The organism is Ruegeria sp. CJ9, assembly GCF_056536625.1.
Genome location: NZ_JBQFPY010000004.1, coordinates 107,810 through 128,121, shown reverse-complemented (window position 1 = coordinate 128,121; position 20,312 = coordinate 107,810). Strand labels below are relative to the sequence as shown.

The 20,312-nt window shown below is 60.2% G+C and carries 20 protein-coding genes; 11 read left to right on the top strand and 9 right to left on the bottom strand.

Going from position 1 to position 20,312, the window contains the following annotated elements:
- Positions 1 to 106: 106 nt before the first annotated feature.
- From xsc to ACR0AJ_RS10255, 6 genes are all read left to right on the top strand, one after another.
- Positions 107 to 1,882: a sulfoacetaldehyde acetyltransferase gene (gene xsc, locus ACR0AJ_RS10280; protein WP_170398326.1), complete on the top strand. Its 1,776-nt coding sequence runs from the start codon at positions 107 to 109 to the stop codon at positions 1,880 to 1,882.
- Positions 1,883 to 1,886: 4 nt separating this feature from the next.
- Positions 1,887 to 2,909, top strand: a complete 1,023-nt coding sequence (pta, locus tag ACR0AJ_RS10275; protein ID WP_170351007.1) for a phosphate acetyltransferase — start codon at positions 1,887 to 1,889, stop codon at positions 2,907 to 2,909.
- A gap of 80 nt (positions 2,910 to 2,989) precedes the next feature.
- Entirely contained in the window at positions 2,990 to 4,012 is a 1,023-nt protein-coding gene (locus ACR0AJ_RS10270) for a YeiH family protein (RefSeq protein WP_480740795.1), read from the top strand.
- Positions 4,013 to 4,036: 24 nt separating this feature from the next.
- A complete protein-coding gene (locus ACR0AJ_RS10265; RefSeq protein ID WP_480740794.1) occupies positions 4,037 to 6,856 on the top strand; it encodes a molybdopterin oxidoreductase family protein in 2,820 nt (939 codons plus the stop codon).
- Complete coding sequence (locus tag ACR0AJ_RS10260; RefSeq protein WP_170362313.1) at positions 6,853 to 7,602, top strand: 4Fe-4S dicluster domain-containing protein; 750 nt, start codon at positions 6,853 to 6,855, stop codon at positions 7,600 to 7,602. Before ACR0AJ_RS10265 ends, ACR0AJ_RS10260 begins: the two co-directional genes overlap by 4 nt.
- Positions 7,602 to 8,474, top strand: a complete 873-nt coding sequence (locus ACR0AJ_RS10255) for a dimethyl sulfoxide reductase anchor subunit family protein (protein ID WP_170378340.1) — start codon at positions 7,602 to 7,604, stop codon at positions 8,472 to 8,474. Before ACR0AJ_RS10260 ends, ACR0AJ_RS10255 begins: the two co-directional genes overlap by 1 nt.
- 100 nt (positions 8,475 to 8,574) lie before the next feature.
- Here the strand turns inward: ACR0AJ_RS10255 and dapA are convergent, their stop codons facing one another.
- The gene (gene dapA, locus ACR0AJ_RS10250) at positions 8,575 to 9,447 is read right to left on the bottom strand and encodes a 4-hydroxy-tetrahydrodipicolinate synthase (RefSeq protein ID WP_170378338.1); all 873 of its coding nucleotides are present in this window, start codon (positions 9,445 to 9,447) and stop codon (positions 8,575 to 8,577) included.
- 134 nt (positions 9,448 to 9,581) lie between these two features.
- Here dapA and ACR0AJ_RS10245 point away from each other — a divergent pair, with 134 nt between their 5' ends.
- On the top strand, positions 9,582 to 11,546 hold the full coding sequence (locus ACR0AJ_RS10245) for a lytic transglycosylase domain-containing protein (RefSeq protein WP_480740792.1): 1,965 nt from the start codon (positions 9,582 to 9,584) through the stop codon (positions 11,544 to 11,546).
- Here ACR0AJ_RS10245 and ACR0AJ_RS10240 read toward each other — a convergent pair.
- Both ACR0AJ_RS10240 and mnmC2 read right to left on the bottom strand, forming a co-directional pair.
- Positions 11,520 to 12,389, bottom strand: coding sequence for a DMT family transporter (locus tag ACR0AJ_RS10240; protein WP_480648730.1), 870 nt, complete (start codon positions 12,387 to 12,389; stop codon positions 11,520 to 11,522). The two genes, ACR0AJ_RS10245 and ACR0AJ_RS10240, sit on opposite strands and share 27 nt — an antisense overlap.
- Positions 12,386 to 13,051, bottom strand: coding sequence for a tRNA (5-methylaminomethyl-2-thiouridine)(34)-methyltransferase MnmC2 (gene mnmC2, locus ACR0AJ_RS10235; RefSeq protein ID WP_170362318.1), 666 nt, complete (start codon positions 13,049 to 13,051; stop codon positions 12,386 to 12,388). Before mnmC2 ends, ACR0AJ_RS10240 begins: the two co-directional genes overlap by 4 nt.
- A gap of 49 nt (positions 13,052 to 13,100) precedes the next feature.
- Between mnmC2 and ACR0AJ_RS10230 the strand changes: the two genes are divergently transcribed.
- Positions 13,101 to 14,141: an NAD(P)/FAD-dependent oxidoreductase gene (locus ACR0AJ_RS10230; RefSeq protein ID WP_480648726.1), complete on the top strand. Its 1,041-nt coding sequence runs from the start codon at positions 13,101 to 13,103 to the stop codon at positions 14,139 to 14,141.
- Here the strand turns inward: ACR0AJ_RS10230 and ACR0AJ_RS10225 are convergent.
- The 4 genes from ACR0AJ_RS10225 to ACR0AJ_RS10210 all read right to left on the bottom strand — a co-directional run bounded on the left by ACR0AJ_RS10225 (position 14,133) and on the right by ACR0AJ_RS10210 (position 17,108).
- Positions 14,133 to 14,930 (bottom strand): HTD2 family dehydratase, encoded by a 798-nt coding sequence (locus ACR0AJ_RS10225; protein ID WP_480648724.1) that lies wholly within the window; start codon positions 14,928 to 14,930, stop codon positions 14,133 to 14,135. The genes ACR0AJ_RS10230 and ACR0AJ_RS10225 overlap by 9 nt on opposite strands.
- Before the next feature lie 38 nt (positions 14,931 to 14,968).
- On the bottom strand, positions 14,969 to 15,511 hold the full coding sequence (locus ACR0AJ_RS10220) for an NADPH-dependent FMN reductase (protein WP_170378327.1): 543 nt from the start codon (positions 15,509 to 15,511) through the stop codon (positions 14,969 to 14,971).
- Between the two features lie 114 nt (positions 15,512 to 15,625).
- Complete coding sequence (locus tag ACR0AJ_RS10215) at positions 15,626 to 16,297, bottom strand: YiaD family glycine zipper/OmpA-like lipoprotein (RefSeq protein ID WP_170351018.1); 672 nt, start codon at positions 16,295 to 16,297, stop codon at positions 15,626 to 15,628.
- 118 nt (positions 16,298 to 16,415) lie between these two features.
- Positions 16,416 to 17,108 (bottom strand): helix-turn-helix transcriptional regulator, encoded by a 693-nt coding sequence (locus ACR0AJ_RS10210; RefSeq protein ID WP_170351019.1) that lies wholly within the window; start codon positions 17,106 to 17,108, stop codon positions 16,416 to 16,418.
- 102 nt (positions 17,109 to 17,210) lie between these two features.
- Here ACR0AJ_RS10210 and ACR0AJ_RS10205 point away from each other — a divergent pair, with 102 nt between their 5' ends.
- Entirely contained in the window at positions 17,211 to 17,396 is a 186-nt protein-coding gene (locus ACR0AJ_RS10205) for a hypothetical protein (RefSeq protein WP_170351020.1), read from the top strand.
- A gap of 2 nt (positions 17,397 to 17,398) precedes the next feature.
- Here ACR0AJ_RS10205 and ACR0AJ_RS10200 read toward each other — a convergent pair whose 3' ends face one another.
- Positions 17,399 to 18,046: an RluA family pseudouridine synthase gene (locus ACR0AJ_RS10200; RefSeq protein WP_170351021.1), complete on the bottom strand. Its 648-nt coding sequence runs from the start codon at positions 18,044 to 18,046 to the stop codon at positions 17,399 to 17,401.
- A gap of 97 nt (positions 18,047 to 18,143) precedes the next feature.
- On the opposite strand from ACR0AJ_RS10200, the gene ACR0AJ_RS10195 reads away from it, so the two are divergent.
- Entirely contained in the window at positions 18,144 to 18,554 is a 411-nt protein-coding gene (locus ACR0AJ_RS10195) for a nuclear transport factor 2 family protein (protein WP_170362324.1), read from the top strand.
- Between the two features lie 2 nt (positions 18,555 to 18,556).
- A complete protein-coding gene (locus tag ACR0AJ_RS10190; protein WP_170351023.1) occupies positions 18,557 to 19,261 on the top strand; it encodes an SGNH/GDSL hydrolase family protein in 705 nt (234 codons plus the stop codon).
- Here the strand turns inward: ACR0AJ_RS10190 and rarD are convergent.
- The gene (gene rarD, locus ACR0AJ_RS10185) at positions 19,252 to 20,157 is read right to left on the bottom strand and encodes an EamA family transporter RarD (protein WP_480740788.1); all 906 of its coding nucleotides are present in this window, start codon (positions 20,155 to 20,157) and stop codon (positions 19,252 to 19,254) included. The genes ACR0AJ_RS10190 and rarD overlap by 10 nt on opposite strands.
- Positions 20,158 to 20,312 lie beyond the last annotated feature (155 nt).

The window sequence follows — 20,312 nt, the reverse complement described above, 5'->3', positions numbered from 1 at the left end:
CGCAAATCCATCTGGCCCTAACGCAGCCCTCCCCCATAGGTCAAAACCGTATGCAAAGGCGGGGCACCGGGCCCGGCCATTCCACACATGCGCGGAGATCACACACATGAAAATGACGACTGAAGAAGCATTCGTTAAGACGTTGCAGATGCACGGGATCGAACATGCGTTCGGTATCATCGGCTCGGCCATGATGCCGATCTCGGATATTTTCCCGAAGGCCGGAATTTCGTTCTGGGACTGTGCGCACGAAGGGTCCGGCGGCATGATGGCCGACGGCTACACCCGCGCGACCGGCAAGATGTCGATGATGATCGCGCAAAACGGTCCTGGGATCACCAACTTTGTAACGGCTGTTAAAACCGCATACTGGAACCACACACCAGTACTTCTGATCACACCACAGGCCGCGAACAAAACCATCGGTCAGGGCGGTTTTCAGGAGATGGAGCAGATGCGCATGTTCTCGGACTGCGTGGCTTATCAGGAAGAACTGCGTGACCCGTCGCGTGTCGCCGAAGTTCTGAACCGGGTAATCCTGCAGGCCAAGCGTGCCTCGGCACCGGCTCAGATGAACATCCCGCGCGATATGTGGACCCAGGTTATCGACATCGAGCTGCCGAAGATCGTTGAATTCGCTCGCACCGCAGGCGGTGACGAGGCACTGCAGGAAGCGGCTGACATTCTGTCGGAAGCCAAGTTCCCCGTCATCCTGAACGGCGCTGGCGTTGTTCTGTCCGGCGCGATCCCCGCATCTGCCGAGCTGGCCGAACGTTTGACCGCACCGGTCTGCGTTGGCTACCAGCACAACGACGCCTTCCCCGGCTCGCACCCGCTGTTTGCCGGTCCTTTGGGCTATAACGGCTCGAAAGCTGGTATGGAGCTGATCGCCAAAGCAGACGTCGTACTGGCTCTGGGCACCCGTCTGAACCCGTTCTCGACCCTGCCCGGCTACGGCATCAACTACTGGCCGACCGACGCCAAGATCATTCAGGTTGACTTGAACCCTGACCGTATCGGCCTGACCAAAGATGTCACGGTTGGCATCGTTGGCGATGCCAAGAAAGTTGCCGAAGGTCTACTGGCCCGTCTGGGTGATCATGCCGGTGACGCAGGTCGAGAAGATCGCAAAAACACCATTGCCACCACCAAATCTGCTTGGGCGCAAGAGCTGAGCTCGCTGACCCACGAGAACGACGATCCGGGCACCACCTGGAACGAGCGCGCCCGTGCCGCCAAGCCCGACTGGATGAGCCCGCGCATGGCGTGGCGCGCAATTCAGGCGGCGCTGCCGACAGAGGCAATCATCTCGTCCGACATCGGCAACAACTGCGCCATCGGCAATGCGTATCCGTCGTTTGAAGAGGGTCGCAAATATCTGGCTCCTGGCCTTTTCGGCCCCTGCGGCTATGGCCTGCCAGCGGTTATCGGTGCCAAGATTGGCTGCCCCGATGTTCCGGTTGTCGGTTTCTCAGGTGACGGCGCATTCGGCATCGCAGTGAACGAGCTGACGGCGATTGGTCGCGAAGAATGGCCTGCTGTAACCCAGATCGTTTTCCGCAACTATCAGTGGGGCGCGGAAAAGCGTAACTCGACCCTGTGGTTTGACGACAACTTCGTGGGCACAGAGCTGGACCAGCAAGTATCGTATGCGGGCATCGCGCAAGCTTGTGGACTGAAGGGCGTTCAGGCGCGCACACAGGACGAGCTGACTGCGGCGCTGAACCAGGCGATCATCGATCAGAAAAACGGCATCACCACGCTGATCGAAGCGATGATCAACCAGGAATTGGGTGACCCGTTCCGCCGCGATGCGATGAAGAAGCCCGTCGAGGTCGCTGGTATCGATGCTGCGGACATGAAGCCCCAGGCCGGAGCATAATTACGTGAAGCCCCTGCGCCAAATACTTGGGGCTGCGACCAGTTCCAAAAAGATCATCGCCCTTGCTGAGGGCGATGATCCACGTGTGGTGGAAGGTGCGCTGAAAGCGCGTGCCGAAAATGCCGCCGATATCATCCTTGTGGGCGATCACGCCAAGATCACCGCCTTGCTGGCGGAAAAAGGCGGATCCGATGTGGACGGGATTACCATCCATGACCCCGCGACATCCCCCCATACAGATCGGTTCGCCACGACCTATTATGAGCTGCGCAAGCACAAGGGCATGACGCCAGAGAACGCGCAGAAACTGATCAGAAGCCGCCTGAACTATGCCGCCATGCTGGTCCACCTGGGACTGGCTGATGGCACCGTCGGAGGGGCGGTTGAAACCACCTCGGACACTGTGCGCGCCGCTTTGCAGATCATTGGCAAAGCGCCCGACGCCCATATGGTGTCCAGCTTCTTTCTGATGATTTATGACCGCGACCACCACGCGGTTCAGGGTGTTCACATCTTTGCCGATTGCGGTCTGGTTGTTGATCCCGACGAACGGGAACTGGCCGAAATCGCGCAGGCATCGGCGGCGTCGTACCACGCACTGACCGGCCAAGAACCCCGTGTTGCCATGCTGTCCTTTTCCACAGGCGGCAGCGCCAACCATCCCAAAGTTTCCAAGGTGGTCGAAGCCACCCGGATCGCCAAAGCCGCAAGCCCGCATCTGCTGATCGACGGAGAGCTGCAGTTCGACGCCGCCTACGTGCCCGAAGTTGCCAGCAAAAAGGCCAAGGATTCGCCGTTGAAGGGGCAAGCCAACGTGTTTGTCTTCCCGAATCTCGATGCCGGGAACCTCGGCTACAAGATCGCACAGCGTATTGGCGGGGCCGAGGCCATCGGGCCGGTTCTGCAAGGACTGGCGAAACCAGCAAACGACCTGTCACGCGGCTGTTCGGCAGATGATGTTCTGCACATGATTGCAGTGACCGCTGTTCAGGCCCAGCACGACGATGCCGAGCCCGAGACATGCTGATCCGGAACCAGCATAACTTCGGCGGCATACTCGCCGATGACGCCGCTGCGTCAGGAAGGACCGTCGAATAAATGCTGGCCATGACCCAGATTTCAAATCTTGTCGGTGTAAATGCCACCCAAAAGGCCCGCACCCTTTTCCCGGGCATTCTGGTGGCGATCATCGTTGCTGTATCTGCCAAATTCCTGTCTGAGCATTACGCGACGCCAGCCATGCTGATGGCTCTACTTTTGGGCATTGCGCTTAGCTTTTTGGGGGAAGAGGGTAAAACCGTCCCTGGTATCGGCTTTGCCGCAAAATCGCTGCTACGCCTGGGCGTGGCGCTGTTAGGTGTTCGGGTTTCAATGACGCTGATGATGGGGCTGGGCTGGGACCTGATCGCTCTGGTCGTGGGCGGGGTTCTAGCAACGATTGGCTTTGGCCTTCTGGTTGCCCGATTCTTTGGCCACAAATGGCGCTTTGCCTTTCTGACCGCCGGTTCTGTCGCGATTTGCGGGGCCTCTGCCGCGATGGCCATCAGCGCCATTCTACCCAAGGATGAACGATCCGAAGAGCGCCTGATTTTTACCGTTCTGGGTGTCACCGTTCTATCGACCATTGCGATGATCGCCTATCCAATCTTAGTGCGCATTCTGGGCATGAGCGATGTCGCAGGGGGCGTGTTTCTGGGCGGTACGATCCACGACGTGGCGCAAGTGGTCGGCGCAGGCTTTTCGATCTCGGAACAGACCGGCGATACCGCAACGCTGGTGAAACTGATCCGTGTGGCGATGCTGGCTCCGGTGGTTCTGGTCGCGTCGCTGATCATCCGCGGCGTTGCTGAAATGGATGAAACCGGCAAACGGCCCCCGATCCTTCCGGGCTTTGTCCTTGGATTTCTTGTTCTGGCTGCCGCCAGCTCATTCGGCCTGATCCCGCCTTTCATCTCTGAACTGCTTAGCCAGGCATCGCGGTGGCTGCTGCTGATCGCCATCGCGGCGGTCGGCATGAAGACCAACCTGAAACAAATCCTGTCGGTCGGCGGCGCAGCCATTGCCCTGATCGTCTTAGAAACTCTTTTCATTGCAGGAATTATCCTAGCCGGAATAACTTTCCTGACCTGATCCGCCCCGACAGAAGGACGCCAGATGACCATCCAGCAACCGAAGATAGACACCAGCCCTAAAGTCTCGGACGAGGTTCGGCGCACCACCTGTTACATGTGTGCCTGCCGCTGTGGCATCAACGTTCATATGAAAGACGGCAAGGTCGCCTATATCGAAGGCAACCGCGACCATCCAGTGAACAAGGGCGTTTTGTGCGCCAAGGGCTCGGCCGGGATCATGCAGGTCAACGCGCCGTCGCGGTTACGCAAGCCGCTGCGCCGGGTTGGTCCCCGCGGCTCGGGTGAGTTTCGCGAGATCGAATGGGACGAAGCGATCAGCACTGCCGTTGGCTGGCTGAACGAGTTGCACGAAACCGCGCCGCAGAAACTGGCCTTCTTTACCGGTCGCGACCAAAGCCAAAGCTTCACCAGCTTCTGGGCGCAGAATTTCGGCACCCCCAACTATGCGGCCCATGGCGGGTTCTGTTCCGTCAACATGGCGGCGGGTGGCATCTACACCATGGGTGGCGCGTTCTGGGAATTCGGTCAGCCCGACTGGGATCACACCAAGCTGTTCATGCTGTTCGGCGTGGCCGAGGACCATGACAGCAACCCGATCAAGATGGGCATCGGCAAGATCAAAAAGCGCGGTGCGCGGGTGATCGGGGTGAACCCGATCCGTTCGGGATATAACGCTGTGGCCGATGATTGGGTCGGGATCACGCCGGGCACCGACGGGCTGTTCATCCTGTCGTTGATCCACGTGCTGATGAAGGCGGGCAAGATCGACCTTGATTACCTCAGCCGCTACACCAACGCGCCGGTTCTGGTGAATGCCGCCGAAGGCCCCGAGAAAGGCCTGTTCCTGCGCGACGCCGATGGAAAACCGCTGGTGATCGACCGCACCACAGGCCAGCTGACCGCCTTTGACAAGCCGGGTGTGCGACCTGACCTGTCGGCGACTTACGAAAAAGATGGTGTCACCCACCGCCCGGTCTTCCACCTGATGGCGGACAAATACCTCAGCGACGACAACGCGCCCGAGGCCGTGGCCGAACGCTGTGGCATCCCGGCGCAACGCATCCGCGCCATCGCGGCCGAAATCGCCCGTGTTGCCTTTGACGAAGCAATCGAACTGGACCACGAATGGACCGATTTCCGGGGTGAGAAGCACTCCAAGATGATCGGTCGTCCGGTCAGCTTCCATTCGATGCGCGGGGTATCGGCCCATGCAAATGGGTTCCAGACCTGCCGCGCGCTGCACGTTCTGCAAATCCTGCTGGGCACTGTCGAAGTGCCCGGAGGTTTCCGTTTCAAACCGCCCTATCCCAAACCGGTCGAGGCGCACCCGACACCGCATGGCGACCGCCGTCCGGGCCGACCGCTGAACGGGCCGCATCTGGGCTTTCCACGCGGTCCCGACGATCTGCTGCTGGACGATGACGGCAGCCCCATTCGCATCGACAAGGCGTTCACCTGGGAAAACCCGATGTCGGCCCACGGGCTGATGCATATGGTGATTTCAAACGCTGCTGCGGGTGATCCCTACAAGATCGACACGCTGTTTATGTACATGGCAAACATGTCGTGGAACTCGTCCATGAACACCAAAGGCGTGATGGAAATGCTGACCGCCAAAGATGATGACGGAAATTACGTCATTCCGAACATCATCTATTCCGATGCCTATTCCTCGGAAATGGTGGCCTATGCCGATCTGGTCTTGCCCGACACCACCTATCTGGAACGGCATGACTGTATCTCGCTTCTGGACCGTCCAATCTGCGAGGCTGATGCCGCCGCCGATGCGATCCGCTGGCCGGTGATCGAACCCGATCGCGACGTCCGCGGGTTCCAGTCGGTGTTGATCGAACTGGCCAACCGCATGAACCTGCCCGGCTTCACCAACGAAGATGGCAGCGCCAAGTGGAAGGACTATGCCGACTACATCGTCAACCACGAACGCCGCCCGGGCATTGGCCCGCTGGCCGGTTTCCGTGGCCCAGATGGCGACAAGGAAGGGCGTGGTGAGGTCAACCCGGAACAATTGAACCGCTATATCGACAACGGCGGCTTCTATGTCGCGCATATTCCCGAAGGTGCGGATTACTACAAACCTTGGAACGCAGCCTATCAGGACTGGGCCGTGGGCATGGGTATCTATGACAGCCCGCAACCTTACCTTTTCCAGCTTTACTCGGAACCGATGCGCAAATTCCAACTGGCGGCCGAAGGCCATGGTGAGAGGCAACCACCCGAGCATCTGCGCCAGCGCATCAAGGACACGATGGACCCGCTGCCGATCTGGTACGAGACCGATCAACAAGGCAACGAAGGTTTCACCGTCAACGCCCTGACCCAACGCCCTATGGCAATGTACCATAGCTGGGGCACCCAGAACGCTTGGCTGCGCCAGTTGCACGGGCGCAACCCTCTTTATGTCCCGACCAAACTGATGCGCGAGCACGGGCTGCAGGATGGTGACTGGGCCAAGGTCAGCTCGCCGCATGGGGCAATCACGGTGCCGGTCATGGAAATGGCAGCGCTGAATGAAAACACCGTCTGGACCTGGAACGCCATCGGCAAGCGCAAAGGCGCCTGGGCCCTGCAAGAGGACGCGCCCGAGGCCTCCAAGGGCTTCCTGCTGAACCATCTGATTCACGAGCTGATGCCGCCGAAAGGCGATGGCATGCGGTGGGCCAACTCCGACCCCATTACCGGTCAGGCCGCCTGGTTCGACCTGAAGGTCAAAATCGAAAAAGCCGAAGCCCCGGGTGACGCCGAAAGCCAACCGGAATTCGATCCTATAAAATCGCCGGTGGGAACCGGCCCGAAAGATCTGGCGTGGAAGGTAGGCAAATGACCCAACTCCCCCAATCCACCGAACGTAAGATGGGTCTGGTTATCGACCTGGACACCTGCGTTGGCTGCCATGCCTGCGTCATTTCCTGCAAAGGCTGGAACACCGAAAACTATGGCGCGCCGCTGTCGGATCAGGATGCCTATGGCGCCAATCCGTCGGGCACCTTCCTGAACCGTGTGCATTCCTACGAGGTGACACCGGATGAGGGTCACGCACAGCTGATCCATTTCCCCAAATCCTGCCTGCATTGCGAAGACGCGCCCTGCGTCACCGTGTGCCCCACCGGGGCCAGCTATAAGCGGGTCGAGGATGGCATCGTTCTGGTCAATGAAAGCGACTGCATCGGCTGCGGCCTATGCGCGTGGTCCTGCCCTTATGGCGCGCGCGAGCTGGATCAGGCGGAAGGTGTGATGAAGAAATGCACCCTGTGCGTTGATCGCATCTACAACGAGAACCTGCCCGAGGTGGATCGTGTCCCCTCTTGCGTGCGCACTTGCCCCGCCGGGGCCCGGCATTTCGGTGATCTTGGCGATCCTGACAGCGACGTCAGCAAACTGGTGGCTGAGCGTGAGGGCATGGACCTGATGCCGGAAATGGGCACCAAACCCGTCAACAAATATCTGCCACCCAGGCCCAAGGATCAGATCGAGGATCAGATCGACATTCTGGCCCCGCTGCTGGCCCCGGTCGCCGAAGAACCCAAAGGATTCCTTGGCTGGCTCGACAAAACTCTGGAGAAGCTCTGATGCATCCCGCACCTTCCGTCATCGTCTTCACCACCCTCTCGGGCCTGGGTTTTGGCCTGCTGTTTTTCCTCGGCCTCGGCTTGCCCGTCGTCACCGGCTGGGTCGCTTTTGCGCTTTTTGCCATCGGCTTTGGTCTTTCCGTCGGCGGCTTGCTGGCCTCGACCTTCCACCTGGGCCACCCGGAACGCGCGATGAAGGCTTTTACGCAATGGCGGTCAAGCTGGCTCAGCCGTGAAGGCTGGTGCGCAGTCATCGCCCTAGTCCTGATGGGGCTTTACGCCATCGGCGCGGTGTTTTTTGGGCAGCGCTGGGGCGCTCTGGGCGTTCTCGGTTCCTTGTTCTCACTGGCAACAGTGTTCACGACATCGATGATCTATACCCAGCTCAAGACCATCCCGCGCTGGAACATGAAGCTGACACCCACCATGTTCCTCAGCTTCAGCCTTGCGGGCGGGGCGCTTCTGTCCGGGCAACTTGCTTGGGCGATGCCGTTGTTGTTGATCGCCGGCGCGGTGCAACTGATGTACTGGCGGCAAGGGGACAAGGCCTTTGTCCAATCCGGCACTGATCTGGGCACCGCTACAGGCCTGGGCGGGCGCGGTTCGGTTCGGGCGTTTGAACCACCCCATACCGGCACCAACTATCTGCTGCGCGAATTCGTCCACGTGGTCGGGCGCAAACACGCCGAAAAGCTGCGGATCATCTCGTTCACGTTGGCCATTTTCGTACCGCTGATCCTGTTGATGCTGCCATTCCATCACATACTGGCATTGCTCGCCGTCCTATCCCATCTGACCGGCGTTGCAATTTCCCGATGGCTATTCTTTGCACAGGCCGAACACGTCGTCGGGCTGTACTACGGAAAACGATAATAAAAGGGGGCTCTCAGCCCCCTTCTTTTTTAGCCTGACAGGCCAATCCGTCTTTTCCAAGGGATTGCCAACCGGGTGAAACCACCCGGCCAGGCTGGGATCAAATCAGACCGGCATGGGCCATTGCGGCATCAATAGCGGCCTTGGTGTTGTTTTCCAGCGGTGTCAGAGGCGAGCGGACCTCGTCACTGCACAGACCCAGTTTGCTAAGCGCGTATTTTGCCCCGACCAGACCCGGCTCGAGGAAAATCGCCTCGTGCAGGGGCATCAGGCGATCCTGATATTCCAGCGCCTTGGCAAAATCGCCTGCCAACGTCGCCTGCTGGAACTCGGCGCAAAGCTTCGGTGCGACATTCGCGGTCACCGATATGCAGCCAACACCGCCATGCGCGTTAAAGCCCAGCGCGGTCGCGTCTTCGCCGGACAGTTGGCAGAACGCGGGCCCACAAGTCGCACGCTGCTGGCTGACGCGCGCCAGATCACCAGTGGCGTCCTTGACGCCCACGATGCGCGGCAGTTCAGCCAGTTCACCCATGGTTGCCGGGGTCATGTCGACGACCGACCGACCGGGGATGTTGTAGATGATGATCGGAATATCGGCGCAATCATGCAGCGCACGGAAATGTGCCACCAGACCCTTTTGGGTCGGCTTGTTGTAATACGGCGTCACCACCAGTGCCGCATCGGCACCGATCCGTTCTGCGAATCGCACAAAGCGGATTGCCTCAACCGTGTTATTCGACCCCGCCCCGGCGATAACCGGAACACGACCAGCGGCCGCTTTGACCACCTCTTCCACAACGGTTTCATGCTCTTCATGACTAAGGGTCGGGCTTTCACCGGTGGTGCCCACAGGAACCAGCCCGGTCGAGCCTTCCTGAATCTGCCATTCCACCAAGTGTTTGAGCGTCTTCAGGTCCAACTCGCCGTTTGAAAACGGTGTGACGAGGGCTGGCATTGAGCCTTTGAACATGACACGCTCCTTAGTGTGCAGTTTGTGTTTTTTGTGCCCAAGGATCGTCACAATCATGGCGATGTGAGTTGATACCGTCGGCACAAGGTTTATCCTGAATGGCTCTATCCTTGGTTGGTTGGGAAATGCAAGGCATGACACGCGTTCTAGCGCTTTTGATAGCAATGATTCTTGGGTCAATGGGGCAAGCGCAGGCCGACTCGGTCGGTGATCTGCGGGCCGGGATGAACGAAATGCGTAAGGGCGACTGGAATGCCGCCCTGCGGGTTTCGGGCAATCGGGGGTCGGTCAGCCGCGATATCATTGTCTGGCACTGGCTGCGCGAAGGCTATGGCAGCTCTGGCGATGTGCTGGTGTTTCTGGAACGCCGACCGGATTGGCCGGGTCTGGCCTGGCTGAGGCGCAAAAGCGAGCCGGTCTTTACCGGTGCTGATCCCGATCGGGTCTTGAAATTCTACGCCGACGTACCGCCGCAAACCGCCGAAGGGGCGCTGAACTATGCTGTCGCCTTGATGGCCAAGGGGCGCGAAGGTGATGCCGAGGCTGACATTGTAGCTGCATGGCGCACCATGCCGATGGGTAAGGGTCTGCAGAAGAATTACCTTGAGAATTTCAGCAAACTGCTGAAACCCCACCACGCGGCGCGGCTGGACCGGATGCTGTGGGACAACCACTTGGTCAGCGCGGGGCAGATGCTGCCCTTGGTCAGTGCCGATCAGCGCAAGCTGGCCGAAGCGCGGATTGCCCTGCAAAAACGCCTGCCCGGCGTCGATGGCAAGGTTGCAGCCGTTCCGAAATCCCTGGCCGACGCGCCGGGGTTGGCCTTTGACCGTTTTGTCTGGCGCGACCGGAAAGAGCTGGACGACAGCGCAATTGACCTGATGTTGGCACGCTCGACCGGGCCTGAGGCGCTGGGTGAACCTGACAAATGGGCCGAGGGCCGCCGCCGTCTGGCCCGGCTTGAGATGCGCAATGGCGACGTGAATCGCGCCTACCAGATCGCTGCGAACCATCACATGACGCCGGAAATGGGCTATGCCTATGCCGATCTGGAATGGCTGGCGGGGTTCTTGGCCCTGCGCAAGTTGAACGATCCGGCCACAGCCGTGCGGCATTTCCAGAACTTTTCAGGCGCGGTGCAGTCTCCGATCTCGAAAGGGCGCGGCGGATACTGGCTGGGTCGGGCCTATAGCGCGCAAGGCGATGTCGACAAAGCCTATGAAGCTTATGCGATGGGCGCGGATTGCCAGACGTCGTTCTATGGCCTGTTGGCGGCTGAACGCATTGGACGACCGTTTGACAGCGAATTGGCCAACCCTCGCCGCGCGCCGCATTGGAAACAGGCGGAGTTTGCCGACTCCAGCGTGTTGGAAGCCGGGCTGCTGCTGTTGCGTGCGGGCGAAGATAACCTGTCCGAACGCTTCCTAACCCATCTGGTAGAAGAACTGGATCAGGTGCAGGCGACGCAATTGGGCGATCTGGTGATCGAACTCAAGGAGCCGCATCTGGCGGTGATGATCGCCAAACGGGCGGCGAAAACGGGCGTTGTTCTGCCCGCCGCCTATTACCCGGTGCATCCGGTGGCCGATATGGGCCTGCCCATGGCGAAAGAGATGACCTTGGCCATCGCCCGTCGCGAAAGCGAGTTCGACCCGGTGGTGATCAGCGGCGCGGGCGCGCGCGGGCTGATGCAGGTGATGCCGGCCACGGCGCAACTGGTAGCTAAGGAGCTGGGAATTCTCAGCGGTCACAAGACAATCAAGCTGACCTCGGACTGGCAATACAACGCCAAGCTGGGCGCCAATTACCTGTCTGGGCTGGCAGAGGATTTCAACGGCAATGTGGTGATGATGGCCGCAGGCTATAATGCCGGGCCGCGCCGTCCGATATCGTGGATGGATCGATATGGCGATCCCCGCGCCGGTGAGATTGACGTGGTCGACTGGATCGAGACGATCCCGTTCAGCGAGACGCGCAACTACGTGATGCGTGTGGCCGAAAGCCTGCCGGTCTATCGCGCGCGCCTGGGCCAGCCCGCTCTGCCGATCCCCTTCTCGCAGGAATTGGTCGGCTCAACCCTGGCGTCGTTCGCGCCATAGGGTGAACAGACCCGCCGCCACGACCAAAGCTGCGCCCAGAACGACCTCTGGCCGCAGCGCCTCGCCAAAGACCGTGATGCCCAAAATCGTACCCCAGACCAGGTGGAAATAGGCAAAGGGCTGCACCGCGCTGGCCTCGGCCATCTCATAGCATTTGATCAGCAACCAGTGGCCTAACACGCCGCTGACACACAACACCGCCATCCAGACCCAGTCCGGGCGGGCCATCGGTTCCCAGAACCACATTCCCACCGAAGTCATCGCAACAGCACCTGCAATTCCAGTCCAGAAAAAGCTGGTGGCCGCACTGTCCTTACGGGCAGCGAACCGGGTCAGTAGACCATAGAGTGCAAACATCAGCGCGGATATGAGCGGAACGATGGCCCACGGGTTGAACACCCCGACCCCGGGTTGCAGGATAATCAGCACTCCGATGCAACCGACACCAATAGCGGACCAGCGTCTCCAACCTACTTTCTCACCAAGCACCGGTCCGCTTAAGGCTGCGACCAGCAATGGATAGCAGATAAACACAGCCATCGTGTCGATCAGGCCAAGAACGGTGAACGCAAACACGGCCACGCAAATTTCTGCCGCCAGCAAGACGCCACGAAACACCTGTAGCCCAAACTGGCTCGTCTGCGCTGCGGCCCGTAACCCGCCCGGCGCGCGCGCTGCCAGCGCAATGACAAACGCGGCGAAGAACCAGTAGCGGATCATCACAACCATGTAGGTGTTGTAGGTCCCGGCCAGATGGCGCGAGATACCGTCCTGCAAGGCAAACACGATGGTGGCCGCGATCATCAGGCCAATTCCGGCCCGCACGTTATTCTGCTGCGTCATGGCTTGCGCGCCCGGGTCATATGACGCTTGCGGCCATAGCCGGGGGTTCGGGCGACGGTAAAGCCCGCCTTTTCCAGCCCGCGCCGCACAAATCCGGCGGCAGTGTAGGTGGCTGCCGTGCCCTCGGCTGCCGTATGAACCGCCACCTGCTGCATCAGATCAGCCCCCCACAATTCAGGGTTCTTTGCCGGGGAAAACCCGTCCAGAAACCATGCATCTGCCCGACCAGCCCAGTCAGGCAATGTCTGACGAGCGTCGCCCTCGATCACTTCAAGGCGCAGGGTCCCCAGATCGCACCCGCCACTCTGCCACTGCGCCAGAAAACGGTCGCTCCACGGTGTCAATTCGGGGAACGATGCCATTGCGCGGGACATGTCCTCGGGCGTCATCGGAAAGGCTTCGAAACTGGTGAAGGTCAGGGGCGTGGTTTGGCCAGATTTCTCCCATTCGGACCACACAGTCAGCATGTTTAGACCCGTGCCAAAACCTAGCTCGGCGATACGAAACCCCGGCGCAAATCGCGCGGGCAGATCATTACCCGCCAGAAAGACATGCCGCGTTTCCTCCAACCCGTTCTGCAGCGAATAATAAGGATCGTCGAAACGGTCCGAGACCGGGATCTGATCCTCGGTCCATGTCAGTTCGGCGCGCTGGTCTGCCATCGGGGAATCCTGTAGCTAAGCGGCGCGACACTGAACAAGGATAAGGGGAATGGCAATGGTCGATGTAACGGTGCGTGGCGCGGGCATCTTTGGCCTGTCCATTGCCTGGACCTGCGCCCGGCGCGGCGCCAAGGTGCAGGTTGTCGATCCGTTCGGACCCGGATCAGGCTCCAGCGGTGGTTTGGTCGGCGCGTTGGCCCCGCATGTGCCCGAAAACTGGAACGCCAAGAAGGCCTTTCAATTCGACAGCCTGATCCTGGCCGAACCCTTCTGGAAACAGGTCGAAGCCACCGGCGGGGTTTCCGCCGGGTATGCGCGTCTGGGCCGATTGCAGCCCGTCACTGACGCCCGCACATTGGAGCTTGCCCATGCCCGCGCGGTTACGGCGGACAAGCTGTGGCAGGGTCACGCCGAATGGCGTGTTGTTGCGACTGATACGCTTGGGTCATGGTGCCCACCCAGCCCAACCGGTTTCGTGATCCACGATACGCTAAGTGCCCGGATGCACCCCCGCCGCGCCTGCGCTGCGCTGGTTTCTGCGCTTGCGGTGATGGGTGTCGAGGTGGTGACAGACGGGCCGAACAAGGGGCAGGTTGTCCATGCCACTGGTCTGGCCGGATTACTGGAACTTAGCCAAGCCTTCGGCAAAACAGTCGGCAATGGCGTCAAGGGACAGGCTGCGCTGTTGCGGTTCGATGCTGGGGAAGTGCCACAGCTGTTTGCGGATGCGATCCATATCGTCCCCCATGCGGATGGCACACTGGCGATCGGCTCGACCTCGGAACGCGAATATGATGACCCGGCCAGTACGGATGCCGCGCTGGATGATGTGCTGGATCGCGCCACCCGCGCGGTGCCTGTATTGCATGGGGCAGAGGTCATCGACCGCTGGGCCGGTGTGCGCCCCCGCAGCAAAAGTCGTGCACCGATGCTGGGGGAACACCCGCTACATCAGGGGCAGTTCATCGCCAATGGAGGCTTCAAGATCGGCTTTGGCATGGCACCCAAAGTGGCCGAGGCCATGGCCGATCTGGTTCTGGACGGACGCGATAACATCCCCGACGATTTCCGGCCTGAAGCCTCACTCTGACCGGGCAACAGCTTCGGCGATCATACATTGCCGCCCATCGGGGCCACTCACCCACAGGGTTTTCCCTTCCCGGCACAAGGTCGCGGTTTCAAAATGCATCAACGGCGCGGTTGCACGGAATGAGAACCGCGCCAAAGGCCCCATCAATTCTTCGGCAAACAACATCAGCAGCTGCGCCAGCAGCGGGCCATGCACGACCAGTCCGGCATAACCTTCGACATCGCGGGCATAATCCAGATCGTAATGGATACGGTGGCCATTGAAGGTCAGCCCCGAATAGCGAAACAGCAAGGTGGAATCGAACGTGACCTCGCGCCGGTCGGTTTCATCGGTGCGCGCCGTGGGTGGGGCGGGCTTGACCTGATCTGGCGAAGGGTCTTGACGGTACACCAGATCCTGCCATTCGGTCAGACAATGGGTATCCCCCTGCCAGATTTCATGCCGTAAAGTCACAAATCCCAGCGGCCCACTGCGCCCTTTTTTTGAGGTTGCACTGTCGCAGATCGACCGACGTTTGGCACTGCGGCCCGCAATCAATGGCGCATTAAAATCCAATCGCCCTCCGGCCCACATCCGGCGTGGCAGTCCCATATCGGGGATCAGCCCGCCAACCTTGGGGTGACCATCACGACCCAATTCGGACGGCGGGCGAGGCGACCAGAAATAGAGCTGATGAAAAAACAGTGGTAACGGCGTTCCGTCGGTCACCGTCCCCTCCTGCCCCAGCGCCACCTGAAATGCTGCGGCACGGGCCGGGTCAATCACATCGGTCTGAATTTCCTCTGCCATGGCCGTAGATTAGGCAGCCCGACCTGTGTGAACAAGCGTTAGAACCCCGCCTCGGCCCGCAGCTTCTCCATCAGGGTTCGCAAGCTGCTTTCATAGCGGTCGCTGGTCAGTTTTCCATGTTCATCAAACTCGTTAGAGCTGTTGGCCAGATGGATCTCGGGCCCTTGCAGGATGCGCGGCTGGAACGGCACCATATAGCCACGCAACACCATCTGCGCGCGCTCACCCCCGGCACGACCCGCCGCCGCCGACATCACGGCGACCGGCTTGTCAGCCCAGGGGCGGCCCTCGGTTCGGCTGACCCAGTCCAACGCGTTTTTCAGCACGCCTGACGGGCCTTTGTTGTATTCGGGTGTGGAAATGATCACCGCATGCGCCTGCGCGATCTGATCGGCCAGAGTTTGAACAGGCGCGGGAATGCCTTCACCATCCTCCAGATCGCCATCATAGAGCGGCAGGTTCAGGTCGGCTTCGATATGGGTGCCGGGGTCGAACAGCCGCGCCGCCTCGCGCAGAAGTTTGCGGTTGGTGGCGCTTTGACGCAGCGAACCGGACAGGCTCAGAAGGATTGGTGCGGACATTGGGGAACTCCGGTTTGGGTTTCCCAACAGCTAACCCAAAGCACGCGCGCACCAAAGCCCATGTGACGCGCAGTCAATGTGCGAAAAAGGGGCACCCGCAGGTGCCCCGTTTCGTCAGGTTTGGCCGCTGGGGACAATCTCGATATCAACCCGGCGGTTGCGAGCCTTGCCTTCGGGCGTCAGGTTCGACGCAGCGGGGCGGTTTTCCCCCAGCCCGATAGTCGTGAGACGGGCGCTGCTCACCCCATTGGCCTGCAGAATATCTGCCACGGACCGTGCACGGCGTTCGGACAGGGCCTGATTATAGGACGCCTCGCCATCGCTGTCGGTATGGCCGATGACCTGAATGTTCGAGTTCGGATACCGCGTCAGGTTCTGCCCTACCCGCACCAGATCGGCGCGCAGCGCCGGGCGCACGGTCGCGCTGTCAGTGTCAAAGCTGATATCATTCGGCACGGTGACGATCAGGCGATCTCCGGCATTGGTGACGGTGATGCCCTGATTGGCCAGCTGCTGACGCAGTTCCGCCGCCTGCTTGTCCAGTTGGTTGCCGACCAGACCACCACCTGCAGCACCGATGGCACCACCTGCCAGCGCGCCCAACAGCGGATCCGAGTCGTTTGCAATGGCGCCAACTCCGGCCCCGACCAGACCGCCAAGAATCGCACCTTGTCTGGTGTTCTGATTGGGGTCGGATGGCAGGTTCAGCGTGCCAGGGTCCGTACAGGCCGCCAAGACCAGAGCCGAGGATAGCCCGGCAGACAAAACAAATTTGGAAATCGTCATGATATCACCTTCTGCTCCGGCGCCCGTTCTTCGGGCGCGTATTGTTTGGCGCAGTATATCGCGTTGCCCGCAGGTGGGCTCAAGCAACAATCAAGTGAAATCGGCAAATACCTGCCAATTACGACGTACCTGTGGGGACATCCCAGTGATTCTGTTCCTGCCAGATCGCGCGCAACGGCTCACCCTGCCCGCAAAAGTGATCGTCAATCAACTCGCAGGCCCAGATACGGTCGGTACGGAAGTGGCGGAACCCGTTCCGCAACTCGCACCACGCGGCCAGCATGGTGCACTCGATATGATAGATCAGCGCAACGGGCCGGACGATCCGTTCGGTCCGATCTTCGTTGGCGTTGACATAGGTGATGCGGATTTTGCGCTCGTTCCGTATGGCCTCGCGATAGTTCACAACCGGTACGCAACCCTTTTCAGGATCGTCCATCGGCGCGCCCCATGGGGCAACCTGCAACCAGTCTGTCGGCACGCGCAACGCCTCGATCTTGCGGCACACACGGTCGGCGGCCTGCTGCAGCGTGCTATCCCCGGTCCGTGCCAGCATCGACAGGCCGACCCACAGGGCCTCGACCTCTTCGGCATCGAAATTCAGCGGTGGCAGGTCATAGCCGCGCCGCATCAGATAGCCGACACCAGCCTCTCCCTCGATCGGTGTACGTTGCGCCTGAAGGGCCGCAATGTCGCGATAGACGGTGCGCGCGGACACCTCCAGCTTTTCTGCCAACATCTCGGCCGTCACCGGCGTTTCGGCTGAACGCAAAATCTGGATGATTTCAAACAGGCGTGTCGAACGGCGCATGGGGGTCTCCGATTGATCTGCTGACACACTAGCACACCCCCCTGACAGGGTGGTGTCAGGAGTGATGGGCCAGACTTGGGATCAGTTGAAAGGAGAATTCCCATGCCAAGCCGCGACAATCACGTGATGATGACCCTGAAATTGGACCGCTGGGCGCAGGATCACACCCTACGTGCCTTTGAAATCGAACGCGAAATCATGGCCGCTCGCCGACCTTGCGTCCCTAAGAAACGAGCGAAGCGGTTTTCACTGGGCAATCTGAAACTGTTCTGGACCAGCACGGCTTAAGATCAGAAATCCGCCTTGGCGCGAAACTTCATTGCAACCCCGCCTTCGGGGCTTTTCAGGCGTAGCTCTTCGGAATGCAGCATCAGGCGCGGGAATTGCCGCGCCGCATCTTCGGCATAGAACGGGTCACCCAGGATCGGGTGACCCAGCGCCTGCATATGTACCCGAAGTTGGTGCGACCGGCCGGTCTTTGGAAACAGCCGCATGCGGGTTGTTTCGCCTTCATGCTTGACCACGCGCCAGTCGGTGACGGCCGCTTTGCCGGTCTCATGACACACCATCTGAAGCGGGCGGTTGGGCCAGTCCACGATCAGCGGCAGATCGACGGTTCCAGTCTTGTCCTCGACCCGCCCCCAGACGCGCGCCACATAGGTCTTGCGGGTCTGACGATTTTCGAACTGCATGCTCAGATGCCGCTGAGCGTGGGGTGTCTGAGCGAAGACCATGACGCCGGAAGTGTCCCGATCCAGCCGATGTACCAACAGCGCTTGCGGAAACGTCGCCTGAACCCGCGTCAGCAAGCAATCGGCCAGATGCTCGCCCCGCCCCGGCACGGACAATAAGCCCGAGGGCTTGTTCACCACAATTAGCTGCGCATCCTCGTGCAACACGTCCAAGGGGGTCATCGGGGGATCATAGGTCTCGCTCATGCGCGCCTGCCTATCGTAGCGCGCGACCTCCCGCAACGTCGCGCTTGCCTGAACGGAACGGTTCAGCAACTCTCGCTCCAATACGGAAGGAGAGACCATGCATCCCACGATCAAACACATGCAAGAAGTGGTGGCCAAGGGCGATGAAAGCCTGATCCACGAGTTGTTGGCCGAGGATGTGCGGTTTTCACCGCCCACCTATTACAGCACTTGGACAGGGCGCGCACCGGTGGCGGCGGTACTAGGGCACGTGGGGCAAGTGTTCTCGGACTTCCGCTATCGCCGTGTGATGGGTGCGGGCAAGGACTGGGCGTTGGAGTTTCAGTGCAAGGTCGGTGACCTGGATGCGGTGGGTGTCGATCTGATCACCCTGAACGATGATGGTCTGATCCAGGAATTCGAGGTCGTCATGCGCCCCCACAAAACCATCGGTGCCCTGCGCGAGGCGATGATGGCGCGGATTATGACCGATGCGCGGTTCCTAGAATTCAAGGACGCGCTCAACTGACCATGCCTTTTGCCCCGGATCAGCTGTTGCGCGTGCCCTTACTGCCGGTTCTGGCGATGCAGGGCCTGTCGGTGCGCCGCAACGCCCAATTGCTGCCGGAACCAATTGGCCCGCGCGAAGGGCGCGAAGGGCGTGGACCCCGGTTGCGGTTGCTTATCACGGGCGACAGCTCGGCCGCCGGGGTCGGTGCGGGGACACAGGCGCAAGCGCTGTCCGGGCATCTCGTGTCCCGACTGGCCAGTCACTACACGGTCGAATGGCGGCTTGAGGCCACCACTGGACACACAACTCAGGATACGATTGACCGATTGCGCGGCCTGAGCGGCCAGTTCGACATGGCAGTGACAGCGCTCGGTGTAAATGACGTGACGCGCGGCGTGACGTACAAGCGCTTCGTGGACCGCCAGACCCAATTGTTGAAGCATTTGACCGGCCCTCTGGGCGTAAAACGATTGGCCGTCACAGCGGTACCGCAGATGAACCGGTTCCCGGCCCTGCCGCAGCCGCTGGCCTGGGTCTTAGGCCATCAGGCAAGACGGTTGGATCAGGGCCTACGGCATGTTGCGGCCAGCTTCGCGCAGGCGCGGTATCTGGCGATGGATCTGGCCGACGATCCGGCACTGGTCGCGCTGGACGGATATCACCCAAGTCCAAAAACCTATGCGATCTGGGCCGAAGAGGCGGCCCGTCTTCTACGTCAAGCCTGAGCCCGCATCTGCCGGATCATCGGAATCGAATACACCACCAGAGCCGTCCAGATCAGAGGAAATGCAATCAGGCGTCCTCGGTCAATCTGTTCACCAAACGCGGTAATGGCGGTGATGAAAATCATGGTCGGAGCGATGTATTGCAGAATACCCATGGTCGACAACCGTACCAGCTTGGCCCCATTGGCATAAACCAGCAGGGGCACCGCCGTCACCACCCCTGCCGCAGCCAGCAGCAAGGTGTCCGATGCACCCACCCCAAAATTGCCAGTACCTTTCACACCCAACCACGTGACGTACATCAACGCCGGGATCAGCAGGATCAGGACCTCAAGCAAAAAGCCTTGGTTGGGGCCAATGGGCAGTGACCGCTTGAAAAAGGCATAAAATCCCCACGTTACCATCAACCCCAGTGCTGGCCACGGCAGGCTACCAGCCTCGATGATCAAAGCCAGCACTCCAAGGGCCGCAATCGCCACTGCCATCAGCTGCGTTTTCGTCAACGGCTCGCGCAGCAGAACCGCGCCCAGCGCAATGCTGAACAACGGGTTGATGTAATATCCCAGCGCTGCATCCAAAGCCCGGTCATTGGCAATCGACCAGACATAGATTGCCCAATTCACCGAGATCAGCGCTGCCGTCAGGCAAGCCATCCCTAACATCTTTGGGTTTACCAGCGCCGCCTTCAGATCCCGCGTACGCCCCAGCGCCACAAGCAACAACCCGGCCACAGGCACCGACCAGATGACGCGATGCGCAACAATCTCAACCGGGCCAACGTGCGACAGTGCCTTCATATACAGGGGCAAAAATCCCCACAGGACATAGGCCGTCACAGCCAGCGCAAGCCCTTTGGGCGTGTCTGCATTGTTCGATGGTAGGGGGGCGTCTGCCACGGCGGGTCTCCGACTGATACCGTATTTCTCTACGGCAAATCAGACTAGCTTGGAAACCGCGAAAACTGTGAAGAGGGTCATCAGGAAATCTGATACGTCGTGCCAATACAGGCAGGCACCAAAATCGAGCGGGGCGCCACAGCGCCCCGACAATT

Bases quoted from the DNA above. Each gene is read 5' to 3' on its own strand.
- ACR0AJ_RS10195 (WP_170362324.1), top strand. From the start codon at position 18,144: ATGCATCCCACGATCAAACACATGCAAGAAGTGGTGGCCAAGGGCGAT.
- ACR0AJ_RS10270 (WP_480740795.1), top strand. From the start codon at position 2,990: ATGACCCAGATTTCAAATCTTGTCGGTGTAAATGCCACCCAAAAGGCC.
- ACR0AJ_RS10205 (WP_170351020.1), top strand. From the start codon at position 17,211: ATGCCAAGCCGCGACAATCACGTGATGATGACCCTGAAATTGGACCGC.
- ACR0AJ_RS10190 (WP_170351023.1), top strand. From the start codon at position 18,557: ATGCCTTTTGCCCCGGATCAGCTGTTGCGCGTGCCCTTACTGCCGGTT.
- ACR0AJ_RS10215 (WP_170351018.1), bottom strand. From the start codon at position 16,297: ATGACGATTTCCAAATTTGTTTTGTCTGCCGGGCTATCCTCGGCTCTG.
- ACR0AJ_RS10240 (WP_480648730.1), bottom strand. From the start codon at position 12,389: ATGACGCAGCAGAATAACGTGCGGGCCGGAATTGGCCTGATGATCGCG.
- ACR0AJ_RS10230 (WP_480648726.1), top strand. From the start codon at position 13,101: ATGGCAATGGTCGATGTAACGGTGCGTGGCGCGGGCATCTTTGGCCTG.
- xsc (WP_170398326.1), top strand. From the start codon at position 107: ATGAAAATGACGACTGAAGAAGCATTCGTTAAGACGTTGCAGATGCAC.
- ACR0AJ_RS10225 (WP_480648724.1), bottom strand. From the start codon at position 14,930: ATGGCAGAGGAAATTCAGACCGATGTGATTGACCCGGCCCGTGCCGCA.
- ACR0AJ_RS10255 (WP_170378340.1), top strand. From the start codon at position 7,602: ATGCATCCCGCACCTTCCGTCATCGTCTTCACCACCCTCTCGGGCCTG.
- ACR0AJ_RS10210 (WP_170351019.1), bottom strand. From the start codon at position 17,108: ATGCGCCGTTCGACACGCCTGTTTGAAATCATCCAGATTTTGCGTTCA.
- ACR0AJ_RS10245 (WP_480740792.1), top strand. From the start codon at position 9,582: ATGACACGCGTTCTAGCGCTTTTGATAGCAATGATTCTTGGGTCAATG.
- dapA (WP_170378338.1), bottom strand. From the start codon at position 9,447: ATGTTCAAAGGCTCAATGCCAGCCCTCGTCACACCGTTTTCAAACGGC.
- ACR0AJ_RS10265 (WP_480740794.1), top strand. From the start codon at position 4,037: ATGACCATCCAGCAACCGAAGATAGACACCAGCCCTAAAGTCTCGGAC.
- ACR0AJ_RS10260 (WP_170362313.1), top strand. From the start codon at position 6,853: ATGACCCAACTCCCCCAATCCACCGAACGTAAGATGGGTCTGGTTATC.
- ACR0AJ_RS10220 (WP_170378327.1), bottom strand. From the start codon at position 15,511: ATGTCCGCACCAATCCTTCTGAGCCTGTCCGGTTCGCTGCGTCAAAGC.
- mnmC2 (WP_170362318.1), bottom strand. From the start codon at position 13,051: ATGGCAGACCAGCGCGCCGAACTGACATGGACCGAGGATCAGATCCCG.
- ACR0AJ_RS10200 (WP_170351021.1), bottom strand. From the start codon at position 18,046: ATGAGCGAGACCTATGATCCCCCGATGACCCCCTTGGACGTGTTGCAC.